9 protein-coding genes and 1 pseudogene are annotated in these 11,534 nt (G+C 69.2%); 4 read left to right on the plus strand and 6 right to left on the minus strand.

Translation table 11 applies throughout. From position 1 onward, the window contains the following. Positions 1 to 78: 78 nt before the first annotated feature. The 4 genes and pseudogenes from KCH87_RS33320 to KCH87_RS33335 all read right to left on the minus strand — a co-directional run bounded on the left by KCH87_RS33320 (position 79) and on the right by KCH87_RS33335 (position 4,628). Positions 79 to 1,037 (minus strand): annotated as a pseudogene (locus KCH87_RS33320) (4-hydroxy-3-methylbut-2-enyl diphosphate reductase). Beyond that, positions 1,034 to 2,098 carry a polyprenyl synthetase family protein gene (locus tag KCH87_RS33325; protein ID WP_210590891.1) on the minus strand — a complete coding sequence of 355 codons (1,065 nt, stop codon included), beginning with the start codon at positions 2,096 to 2,098 and terminating at the stop codon, positions 1,034 to 1,036. The pseudogene KCH87_RS33320 and the gene KCH87_RS33325 overlap by 4 nt, the downstream one beginning before the upstream one ends. Continuing rightward, positions 2,095 to 3,237 carry a flavodoxin-dependent (E)-4-hydroxy-3-methylbut-2-enyl-diphosphate synthase gene (gene ispG, locus KCH87_RS33330; RefSeq protein WP_210590894.1) on the minus strand — a complete coding sequence of 381 codons (1,143 nt, stop codon included), beginning with the start codon at positions 3,235 to 3,237 and terminating at the stop codon, positions 2,095 to 2,097. The genes KCH87_RS33325 and ispG overlap by 4 nt, the downstream gene beginning before the upstream one ends. Beyond that, positions 3,234 to 4,628 carry a 1-deoxy-D-xylulose-5-phosphate synthase N-terminal domain-containing protein gene (locus KCH87_RS33335; protein WP_210590897.1) on the minus strand — a complete coding sequence of 465 codons (1,395 nt, stop codon included), beginning with the start codon at positions 4,626 to 4,628 and terminating at the stop codon, positions 3,234 to 3,236. Before KCH87_RS33335 ends, ispG begins: the two co-directional genes overlap by 4 nt. A gap of 938 nt (positions 4,629 to 5,566) precedes the next feature. Between KCH87_RS33335 and KCH87_RS33340 the strand changes: the two genes are divergently transcribed. Next, positions 5,567 to 6,907, plus strand: coding sequence for a hypothetical protein (locus KCH87_RS33340; protein WP_210590900.1), 1,341 nt, complete (start codon positions 5,567 to 5,569; stop codon positions 6,905 to 6,907). Positions 6,908 to 7,254: 347 nt separating this feature from the next. Further along, positions 7,255 to 7,737, plus strand: coding sequence for a hypothetical protein (locus KCH87_RS33345; RefSeq protein ID WP_210590903.1), 483 nt, complete (start codon positions 7,255 to 7,257; stop codon positions 7,735 to 7,737). A gap of 70 nt (positions 7,738 to 7,807) precedes the next feature. Here the strand turns inward: KCH87_RS33345 and KCH87_RS33350 are convergent, their stop codons facing one another. After that, positions 7,808 to 9,088, minus strand: coding sequence for an IS701 family transposase (locus KCH87_RS33350; RefSeq protein ID WP_210590906.1), 1,281 nt, complete (start codon positions 9,086 to 9,088; stop codon positions 7,808 to 7,810). Between the two features lie 227 nt (positions 9,089 to 9,315). Beyond that, positions 9,316 to 10,167, minus strand: coding sequence for a LysR substrate-binding domain-containing protein (locus KCH87_RS33355; protein WP_308298979.1), 852 nt, complete (start codon positions 10,165 to 10,167; stop codon positions 9,316 to 9,318). Positions 10,168 to 10,248: 81 nt separating this feature from the next. Here KCH87_RS33355 and KCH87_RS33360 point away from each other — a divergent pair, with 81 nt between their 5' ends. Both KCH87_RS33360 and KCH87_RS33365 read left to right on the plus strand, forming a co-directional pair. After that, on the plus strand, positions 10,249 to 10,743 hold the full coding sequence (locus KCH87_RS33360) for a cupin domain-containing protein (protein ID WP_210590909.1): 495 nt from the start codon (positions 10,249 to 10,251) through the stop codon (positions 10,741 to 10,743). A gap of 169 nt (positions 10,744 to 10,912) precedes the next feature. Then, positions 10,913 to 11,275 carry a DoxX family protein gene (locus tag KCH87_RS33365; RefSeq protein WP_210590912.1) on the plus strand — a complete coding sequence of 121 codons (363 nt, stop codon included), beginning with the start codon at positions 10,913 to 10,915 and terminating at the stop codon, positions 11,273 to 11,275. Positions 11,276 to 11,534: the final 259 nt, after the last annotated feature.

Genomic DNA, 11,534 nt, shown 5'->3' on the forward strand with positions numbered 1-11,534 from the left:
GTGTAGGGCCGGTCGAAGTCGTGTTCGGCCGCATACAGGACATTGGTGTTGATCCGGATGGGGCACGGGACGGGAAGGTCAATCTTGTGAGGCATGGGCATCCCCTGCATTCGTCAGCTCTCGTGGCAGGGCGAAGTGCTGGTGTTCGGTGGCGGCGCTGACGGTCTTCACGTCGTCGTAGCCGTGGGCGGCCAGCCGCTGGAGGACGCCGTCGACCAGGATTTCCGGGACGGAGGCGCCCGAGGTGACGCCCACGGTGCTCACGCCCTCAAGCCACGTCTGGTTGATCTGGTCGGCGTGGTCGACCAGGTGGGCTGTTTGGGCGCCGGCGGCGAGTGCCACCTCGACCAGCCGTTTGGAGTTGGAGGAGTTCTGTGAGCCGACCACGATGACCAGGTCGGACTCGGCGCCGATCATTTCACGGCCATCTGACGGTTCTGGGTGGCGTAGCAGATGTCGTCGCTGGGCGGGGACTGCAGGTTGGGGTAGCGGTCCTTGAGGGCCGTGACCGTCCGCATGGTTTCGTCGACGGAGAGGGTGGTCTGGGAGAGCCATACCACCTTGTCCGGGGCGCGGACCTGGACGCTTGCCACGTCGTGGGGGCCGTCGACGAGCTGGATGTGGTCAGGTGCTTCGCCGCTGGTGCCGATGACTTCCTCGTGTCCTTCGTGGCCGATGAGGAGGATGTCGTAGTCCTGCTCGGCAAAGCGGGCGGCTTCCTTGTGGACCTTGGTGACGAGCGGGCAGGTCGCGTCGATGGCCCTCAGGCCGCGTGCGGCCGCCTGTTCGCGGACGGTGGGGGCGACGCCGTGGGCGGAGAAGATGACGATGCTGCCCTCGGGTACTTCGTGCGTCTCCTCGACGAAGATGGCGCCTTTGTCTTTGAGGGTGTTGATGATGTGGGTGTTGTGGACGATTTCGTGGCGTACGTAGACCGGGGGCCCGTACAGTTCCAGGGCCTTCTCGACGGTGGCGATGGCGCGGTCGACCCCGGCGCAGCATCCGCGGGGAGCGGCGAGCAGCACGCGACGGTTCATGAGGTGCGCTCCACGGCTCGGGCGGCGATGTGCCGCAGTGCGGCGGCGGCCGGTGGCGGGTACGGGACGGCGTCGAGGGCGGCGAGGGCGCGGGCGTACCGGGTGGCGATCATGTCTTCGACCGTGGCGCGGGCGCCGGTGGCGTCCAGGACGGTGCGGATGCGGGCGGCGCCGTTGTGATCCAGGTCCTCGGTGCCGACCAGGGAGTCGAGAAGCTTGCGCTGGGCGGTGTCGGCGCGCTGGGCGGCCAGGGCGAGAAGGACTGTGTGCTTGCCCTCGCGCAGGTCGTCCAGGACGGGCTTGCCGGTGTCGTCGGGGCGGCCGTAGACGCCGAGGATGTCGTCACGGAGCTGGAAGGCTTCCCCGAGTGGAAGGGCGTAGCGCGACAGCGCGGCGTGCAGGCCCACCTCGGCGTCGGCGAGGGTCGCTCCGCAGTGCAGGGGGCGATCCACGGTGTACTTGGCGGTCTTGAACCGGATCACCTGCAGGGCCGCTTCATGGTCGGTGATCGGCCCGAGCGGCGTCATGAGGTCCAGGTACTGGCCGTAGATGACCTCTTGGCGCATGACATCGATGACCCGGCGCAGCCCGGCGAGGCGGTGGGCCGGGTGGCCTGAGCTGTGCAGCAGCTCGTCCGACCAGGCCAGAGCCATGTCGCCGATCAAGATGGCGGCGCTGGTGCCGAGTTGGTCGTGGCCGAGGCGATTCGCGAGCACACGGTGCACGGTGGGCTGGCCGCGGCGGGTGGCGCTGTTGTCCATGATGTCGTCGTGGATCAGAGCGAAGGCGTGGAACATCTCCAGGGCCGCCGCCGTCTGGATCACGGCCTCCTCGTCGCCGTGGCCGCTGGCGGCATACCAGCCCAGTACGCAGAGCAGGGGGCGCAGCCGCTTACCGCCCGCGTCAAGGAAGTCCCGCAGTGCCGTGGGCACCACCAGGGGCAGGGACCGGTCCTCGGCCGTGCGTGTCTTGGCGTCGAGGAAGCTGTGCAGCGCCTGGTCGATCCGGCTCTGCACGTGCGCGAGGTTGATGGGTTCGGTGTTCAGGGACGGGGCGGTCATGGGGTATCACCTGCCGGCTCGGTGGGTGCTTCGTCGGTCAGGAGCAGGGCTTCGTCGAGGAGGGCCTCGACCACGCGGGACTCGGGGACGGTGCGTACGACCTGGCCGCGGACGAATATCTGGCCCTTGCCGTTGCCGCAGGAGACGCCGAGGTCGGCTTCGCGGGATTCGCCGGGGCCGTTGACGACGCAGCCCATGACAGCGATGCGCAGGGGGTGGGGGAAGCCGTCGAAGGCCGCTTCGACCTGGCTGGCGAGGCGGTGGATGTCTACTTGGAGGCGGCCGCAGCCGGGGCAGGAGACGATCTCCAGCTTGCGCGGACGCAGCCCGAGGGAGGCCAGGATGTGGTTGCCGGCCTTGACCTGCTGCACGGGATGGTCGGAGATCGAGACCCGGATGGTGTCGCCGATGCCCTCGGCGAGGAGGATCGCGAAAGCGGCCGCGGACTTGATCGCGCCCTGCATGGCGGTGCCGGCCTCGGTGACGCCGAGGTGCAGCGGGTAGTCGCAGGCGTCGGCGAGCAGCCGGTTCGCGGCGATCATCGTTCGTGGGTCGTGGTGCTTGACGGCGATCTTCAGATCGGTGAAGCCGTGTTCCTCGAAGAGGGATGCCTCCCACAGCGCGGATTCGACGAGCGCCTCGGGTGTCGCGGATCCGTACTTGGCCAGCAGGCGGGGGTCGAGGGATCCGGCGTTGACGCCGATGCGGATCGGCACCCCGGCGGCACGAGCAGCCTTGGCGATCTCGCCGACCTTGTCGTCGAACTTCTTGATGTTGCCGGGATTGACGCGCACGCCCGCGCGGCCGGCGTCGAGGGCGGCGAAGACGTAGCGGGGCTGGAAGTGGATGTCGGCGATGACCGGGATCGGTGACTTGGCGGTGATGGCGGGCAGGGCGCCGGCGTCGTCCTGGGAGGGGACGGCGATACGGATGATGTCGCAGCCGGCGGCGGTGACCTCGGCGATCTGCCGCAGCGTGGCATCCACGTCGGCGGTGTTGGTGGTGGTCATGGTCTGCACGCTCACCGGCGCGCCGCCACCCACCGGCACATCCCCGACCCGCAACTGACGGGTGGCCCTGCGGCGCACCGGAACCCGCGGGACGGCAACAGCGGGCAGTCCGAGGTTGATGGCGCTCACCGCAACGCCTCCCGGGCGGCGAAGGACGCGCCGGCGACCGACGGCCGTAAGCCAAGGGCGTCGTGGACGGCACGGGCAACACCGGCGGCGTCGAGTCCGGCCCGGGCCAGCAGGCCGGTGCGCGGGCCGTGGGGGACGAACGAGCGGGGCAGTCCCAGCGGTACCACCGGTGTGCTGACCGCGTGGGCCTGGCATGCCTGGGCCAGGGCCCAGCCGATCCCGCCGGTGACCACGCCGTCCTCGATACTGACCGCCAGCCGGTGACGGGCCGCCAACGCGGCCAGTGCGGGGTTGACCGGCAGTACCCACCGTGGATCGGCGACCGTGGTCCCGATGCCCTGCTCTTCCAGCAAGGCCGCGGCGTCGAGGGCCGCCCCGGCCAGCGGGCCGACCCCGACGAGCGGTACCTCCAGGGGGCGGTGCGGGCTGCGGTGCAGGATGTCGATCCCGTCCATCCTCGCCAGCGCCGCGATGTCCCGCGATGCCATGGCCTTCGGGATCCGTAGCGTGGTGGGCCCCTGGTCGTGGGCGACGGCCTCACCCAGCAGCTCCTGAACCCGTGCGGCATCCCGCGGGGCGGCCACCCGCATGCCCGGCACCATGGCGAGCAGCGACAGATCCCACATGCCGTGGTGGGAGGGCCCGTCCGGGCCGGTGATGCCGGCCCGGTCCAGGACGAAGGTGACCGGCAGCCGGTGCAGGCCGACGTCCATCAGCACCTGGTCGAAGGCCCGGTTCAGGAACGTCGCGTAGACCGCGACCACCGGATGCAGGCCCCCCATCGCCAGACCTGCCGCCGAGGTGACCGCGTGCTGCTCGGCGATGCCCACGTCGAAGACCCGCTCGGGGAAACGTTGCTGCATGGGATGCAGGCCGGTGGGCCGCAGCATGGCCGCCGTGATCGCCACCAGGTCGGGCCGCTCGGCGGTGAGCTCGCAAAGGGCCCGGCCGAACACCGCGGTCCAGGACGGCAGGCCGTCGCCGCAGGAGCGTCCGGTGGCCGGGTCCACGGTGCCGACGGCGTGGAGGCAGTCTGCCTCGTCTTCCTCGGCCGGGGCGTACCCCTTGCCCTTGACGGTCACCACGTGCACCAGCACCGGTCGGTTGAAGGTTCGGGCCCGCCGCAGCACTTCCTCGACCGCCCCGGTGCTGTGCCCGTCGACGGGCCCGAAGTAGCTGAAGCCGAGGTCGGTGAACAGGTTCCGGCACGCAGCCGCGTCCTTACCGGACTTGAGCGTGTGCAGGTGTACTGCCATGGCCCCGGTGGTCGGTTCGTAGGAGCGGCCGTTGTCGTTGAGCACCACGATCACCGGCCGGTCCTGAGCGGCGCCCAGGTTGTTCAGCGCCTCCCACGCCATGTTGAGGAAGACGTCGCCTGCCAGATGGCCCATTCGGCTGGTCCTTCCGCCTGATCGAGCGGTAAGCAGTACGGGACGGGGAGGGCGAGACAAACCGCTGTGGGGCCGGCGTCACGCCAACATGCCGCAGCGGAAGGCCAGTTCAGCACCGCCCGCCTCGCTGGGCCATGGAAGGAAGCCGCGACCGAGTCGCACAACTCGCAACCTAGTGAATTTGTGATACGCGGATACGGGGCCTCAGCAACCGCACCGCGGGCGGGCGAGTCGCATGCCGTGGTGCTCCCGGTGCCGGTGGGGTGATCGCGAGGCCGGCGCGGTCACCCGGGCCGCAGCAGCAGGCACAACCGGCACCCTGCGGACTCATCCGCACGGGTCGGTCCCCGGCCCGTGTGCGCGGCTCCATACGGGGTGTGCGCAGGACGCAGGGGTGGGAACCGGCGTCCCGCGTATGCCCGCCGCACACGCTTACCTCGCCCGGAACGCTTTGCTTGACTGCCCTACCGCGCTCAGCACACATCCCACGGACAACGGCGCGCGAGCGGAAAGGGAACTCGCCGTGCAAGATCCCTTCTTAACTGCCGAAGTCATCATCGCCGGGAGGGCTTTCGGTAGCCGCCGGCCCGCGGCACCGAGATCGACACCGCCCACTCTCCCGGCCGGGGTACGTCTCCCGGTATCGGGCCAGCGCGCATCCGCGGACAGCGACACACAAGTGATCGGTGCCACTTCGGCCGAGGCGGATCGAAATCCAGGCGTCAGATGCCGCCCACCACTTACAGACCGGTGATCGTGCGATGCGCGGGTTCGGCCGACGAGTCCTGCGGCATATAGACGAAGTGCGGCTCGTCCCCGGACATGCACAAAACGCATCGTCACACCAGCGACCGCTGCGATGGCGCACGGCCGCAGGACCCGCCCCGTCTTCAGACACCGGCAAGAGCGCCACGCACTCGCCCGCCCTGGAGGCAGGCATGCCACGCACCCCCAACACCCGGCTCACGCTCTTACTGGAGGCGGCCGACTGGGGACCTGCCCAGTTCGCCGCCGCACTCCGGAGCGTCGCTGCCGAGCAGGACCTGACGTTGATCGTCCATCTCACCACCGTGCGGCGCTGGCTGGAGGGCTCCCAGCCCCGGCCCCCGCTGCCCGCTCTGATCCTGGAATGCCTCTCCCGCCGCCTGGACAGGCGCATCACGGCCCACGAAGCTGGCCTCACCCGAGCCCCGGCCCAACTCGTGGATCCCGCCTGGGAGGCCGACCCCATGCGCAAACTCATCCACCTCACCCACGCCGAGCTCGACCCGCACCGTCGCACCCTGCTCGGCGCGGGCGTCCTCACCGCCACCGCGCTCGCCGTGCCCGCCCAGGCCCGGAACCCGGCCATGTCCGAGGGCCCGGAACGCTCCGGCCGTCGCGCCACACAGAGCGACGTGGATCAACTGCGGGCCATGGCCTCGGTGTTCGCCACCTCCGCCGACCAGCACGGCGGCCAGCGCATGCGCGCCGCCTTAGCCGCCTACCTCGCCCACGAGGTTGCTCCCCTCCTGCACCGTCCGGCCCCCGCCCAGGTGCACCACGGCCTGCTGGCCGCCACCGCCCGGCTCGCCCTGCTGCTGGGCTCCATGTGCGCCGACAGCGGCCACCACGCCCTGGCCCAGCACTACCACCAGATCGCCGCCCGCCTCGCCACTGACGCCGACGACCACACCACCCTCGCCATCGCGCTGCGCACCATGGCCACCCACGCCCACGACCTCGGCCAGCACACCCCCGCCGTCCTGAACCTCGCCGAACAAGCCGACCAGCACGCCCGGCACGCCCCGCCCGCCGTCCGCGCCTACACCCACATCCACCTGGCCGTCCTCAACGCCCACCACAACCGGCACGCCGCTGTGGCCGCCCTGCTCCGCGCGGAACGTCTCCACATCGAGGCCGATGCCGAGCTGGGCCCTTTCAGCAGCTATCCGGCCGGTGCCCTGCACTACCAACGCGCTCAGGCCCTTGCCACCCTCAAGGACCGCACCGGCGCCCTCACCGCTCTGACCACTTCCCTGCGCCTGCGCACCCCGACCGAACGTCTGCCCGCCGCGCTCACCCGTGCCCGCCTGGCCGAAACTCACCTACGCCTCGGCCACCTCGAACCCGCCCTCACCCATTGGCACGCCCTCCTCGACGCCTACCCCGCCCTTCGTTCCGTGCGCGCCGACCAGTGTCTGACCGCAGCAGTCCAGCACCTGCGGCCCCACCAACGCCGAGCCGGCGTCGCCGACCTTCTCGACTGCATCACAGAGCTGACCAGTGCACCCCGCTGAGCAGGCGTCGCCTTGTGAGCTGTCACCCACCGGCCCGTGCAGCGCTATGCGGTCGCTGTGGGGAACTCCGCGTTCTGGTCGACCGGGCCGCGGGACGGCACGGAATCGTGCGGACCCTGCTCCGGCACGGATATCAGCTTCTCCTGCCGGCGATGTGGCTTCCCGGGCGACATCTACGCCGATGGCTGCTGCACCCGATGTGTGGTCCGCGACCAGGTCAGTGATCACCTCAGTGGTGATGGCGAAGAGGTTTTGCTGCAGCTCGCGCCGCTGGCCGAGGCATTGATCTCCGCAAGGTTCCCCAGGTCCCGCAAACCGCCCACACCCGCTCGGTCCGCGAGACACTGGTGGCCACCAGGGTCCTGCCTCCCCGCCACGAGGGCCTGGCCCGTCTTGAGCTGTGGATCGAGGAGACGCTCGACGCGGCTTCCCCGAGCCAGCGCCGGTTCGTCCGGCCGTTTGCGGAGTGGTCGGTGCTTCGTGATGCCCGTCGGCGGGCCGCCCGCGACCGATTCACCGCGGGCACCGCCGATGGCGGTCGCAGAGACATACGCGCAGCCATTGAACTCATGGACTGGCTCGACCGGAACACGATCGATCTCGCGGACCTCGACCAGGCGCAGTTCGAACTCTGGCTCCTGGCGGTCAAGCCGACGCGTCGCCGCGGCATCGGCAGGTTCATCCGGTGGACTAACGCCCGACACGTGACCCGCAACCTTGAGGCTCCATCCCCCAAGCACGGACTGGCCGAGCGGTTCATGGACGAAGACGAACATCAAGAACAGCTTCGGCGTTGCCTCACCGACACGTCTCTAGTAGGGCTCCGTTAGGTCTGTCTCGATCTTGCGGTCCCGCTGGGCAGGGGTTGTTGGCAGGTGGTGCAGATGCCGGTCCAGTACCTCAGGGTGTTCTGGAGGGTGTCGAGGACTTGGTAGAGGGTGAGGCCGGCCCGGGGACTTTTGGGGCCAGGCGTTGTTCGGTGAGGAAGGCGTGGGCGGCGGTCACGAGGGTGATGTGGTGGTGCCAGCCCGGCCAGGAACGGCCTTCGAAGTGGTCCAGGCCCAGGCCGTGTTTGAGTTCACGGTAGTCGTGCTCGATGCGCCAGCGGACCTTCGCCAGCCGGACCAGGTCGGCGATCGGGGTGCTGGCCGGCAGGTTGGACAGCCAGTAGTCGGTGGGAGCCTCGGCGTCTTCGGGCCATTCGACCAGCAGCCAGCGGTCGGGCAGGACGCCGTCCCACCAGCCGTGTTCGGCCGAGGCTGCGGCCTTGATCGGGCGCTCGACGGCTTTGCCTGCCGGACGCACACGTGCGGCGGCGAAGCGGGAACGTAACTCTCCTCGCGAGCCTTGCCGCCAGGTGAGGGTGGTGAAGGCCTCTGGCTCGAGTCCTGCGGCAAGAGCCGCCACTGAGGGTGCCCGGTGCCGGTAGCGGGGCTGGGGCCAGCAGCCGATGGGCCCGTTGCGGGCCGGGGCCTTAGGCTCCGCGCCGAACGGGTGAGCCGTCACATCGGCCCGGATGGCGAGCACATAGGCGAGTTGGCGGTCGTTGAGCGCGGCCCGCAGGTGTGCGTTGGTGCCGTAAGCGGCATCGGCCACCACCGCCGGCGGTGTCATGCCCCAGTCGGCGAGGGTGTCGAGCATGTCCAGCGCCAGGCGCCACTTCTCCCGATGCGTGACCTCGGGCGGGATGATGGTCTTGGCCCGGCGGTCGCTGTCCGAGGCCCATTCCTCGGGCAGGAACAGCCGCCATTGCAGCGGGCAGGAGGCGGTGTCACTCGCCGCGTGAACACTGACGGCGACCTGGCAGTTGGCGCGTTTGCCCACGGCTCCGCAGTATTGCGGAGCCACGGCGACAGACATCTGACCGTCCTTGGGCACCGACACATCGTCGATCACCCAGGCCGCCGGGTTGACCAGCGTCAGCAGGCGTTCGTTGATCCGCCGCTGCACCGGCACCGGATCCCAGGTGGACTGGTTCACAAACTGCTGCAGGTTCTGCTCGTTGCCGTCCGGCAGCCGCGACGCCATCGCCTGAATCGACTTACGGCGGCCATCCAGCATCAATCCCCGCAGACAGCAGTCGCCCTTGGCCCGCTGATCCTTCCGCGGCACCGAGGCGAACACATCCGCGACGAACAACGCCAACACCGCCCGGACACGGTTCACTTCATGTGCGTCCACACACCCAACATGCTCCTGAACAGGACCGACAGGAAGACATAACGGAGTCCTACTAGAGGTCCAAGCCTGACTACGCAGTCGAATTTCAGGGCGAAACCACGCGGCCCAGGTTCAGAGTGGCTCTGTACGCGAGAAGGGGCAGCAGATGTCCACCACTTCGGGAGGCAGTCCAGAGGGCCGCAGCGTTCGAATTGTTCACGAGCTGCGGCAGCACCGGTTGCCGGTGCTCAGTGGCGGTAAGCGGCTGTCGCGATCTTGATGAAGGACCGGATCAACGGGTTGGTGTCACCTTCGTTCCACGCTGCCACCACGCGGCTCGGTACCATGTCGATCAGCGGTACCACGGTCAGCTCTGCGGGCAGGTCGTGTCCGAGCGGGGCCAGGCCGACCGTGCCGTTCCACAGCACGGCCTGTAGGCATTCCTGGACGGCGCGCACCATTGGGCCCTCGCGCGGCCTGCCGGCGTTCCAGTACGACTGCCAGATGGGGTCGGTGCCCTGTGGGAACTGGAACCAGCGGCGGTCGCTCAGCTCGGCCAGCCGCAGCCGGTCGCGGCGGGCCAGCGGATCGTCGGCGCGCAGGACCACACCGACCGGATCGGTCCGCAGCACACGCACCGTCAGGGCAGTCTCGTCGAACGGCGCCCGAGTCAAGGCCACGTCGACCAGTCCGGCGCGCAGCCCGCACGTTGGGTCGGTCAAATCGGTGTCGCGGATGCGGATGTCGATGCCGGGGTGGCTTCGGCGGTAGGCGGCGGCCAGCCTTGACACTCCCGGGTCGGTGCCGTCGCCCAGGATGCCGACGGTGATGGTCGCGACGCCGGCCGCCGCGCTCACGCGTACACGGACGCGGTCGGCATGGTCGAGTAGGGCCCGCGCCTCGTCGAGCAGCACTGTGCCCACCGGAGTGAGAGTGACGCCGGTGGACGAGCGGGCGAACAGCAGGGCCCCGACTTCGGCCTCCAACTGCTTGATCGCCCGGCTCAGCGGCGGCTGACTCATGTGCAGTCGGGTGGCGGCCCGGCCGAAGTGGTGTTCCTCGGCGACCGCCACGAAGTAGCGCAAGTTCCGTAGCTCCACGCTGCAACGATACCCACGAGGTATCGGCGCTGCGGAATGGGTTTTGGACACTGGCAGGGTGTCGGCGGTGCACTCGTGAGCATGACCGAAGAAGCAAGGACCAGCGAGCCGCAGGCCAGCCCCGCCGTATCGGTGGTGGGTCCCGGCGGCGGCGAGACGATCGTTCTGGGCACCACGCACCTGCGCGTTCTGGAGGACGGCAGCCACACCGGGCACCGCCTCGCGATCGCCGAGTCCGTCCTCGCCCCGCACACCCAGGGACCGCCGCAGCACCGCCACGGCCGACACGACGAGGGCTTCTACATCCTCTCCGGCACGGTGCGGTTCACCGTCGGGGATAAGGACTACGACGCCACCACGGGCACGCTCGTGATGGTTCCGCCCGGTACCCCGCACACCTTCGCCAACCTGTCCGACCAACCCGCCGTCATGCTCAGCACATTCACCCCCGACTTGTACGTGCAGTACTTCCGAGATCTCCAGGAGGTGCTCGCCGGCGGTCGGCCGTTGACGCCACAGGCCAATATCGACGCGATGAGCCGCTACGCGACCGAGCCCGCCACCGACCTCGCCTGAAGCCGACGGGACGGCACGGTGGTCGCCCTCCTTTCGACCGGCGGTGCCGTGGCCCTCCCGCCTTTCGGTGTCCGGGTCCCTCGGGCGACAGCCCGGGCCTTGCCAGGGCTCCCTGGCAATCGACGTAATCGACGGGCCTCCGCGAACCGGTGGCCCATGAACGGGAACTATGAACATCGCCTATTGGATCGTCGCGGGACTGCTCGCCCTCTTCTACTTCTACTCCGGCACGCTGAAGGTGAGCCGCAGCCGCGATCAACTCCGACCGATGATGGCCTGGGTCGACCGCGTACCCTTGCCCGCCCTCAGGGCGCTGGGGACGGTCGAAATACTCGGCGCGACCGGCCTGATCCTGCCGCCGCTGACCGGCATCGCTCCCGCGCTGGCACCGGCCGCGGCCATCGGCTTCGTACTCCTGCAGACCGGTGCGATCGCCGTCCACCTGACCGGAGAAGACCGCCGGATCACGCTCAACGTCGGGCTCACCGCCACCGCGGCAGTGACTATCTGGCTGGCCACCACCTGGCTGTGACCGAGCACAGCTCTCGACCGGTGGATGCGACTGCGGGCCAGCCGACCCACGGCCGCTGTCACCTCTCATGAACATCGAACACGCCGCCATCCACGTGCTGCCCGGTGAGTCGTACATCTGCTGTCGCATCTCGTGAACAAAGCCATTCAGAGGCACTCATTGAGTGACATCGAAACTCGCCGACATTCAGAGCCCCGCAGGCTCCCGACTGACATCCGTACTCATCGACAAACGACATTCGTTGAGACGTGCGCAGCCA

The sequence above is a fragment of the Streptomyces sp. GESEQ-35 genome, from assembly GCF_017948485.1.
GTDB lineage: Bacteria > Actinomycetota > Actinomycetes > Streptomycetales > Streptomycetaceae > Streptomyces.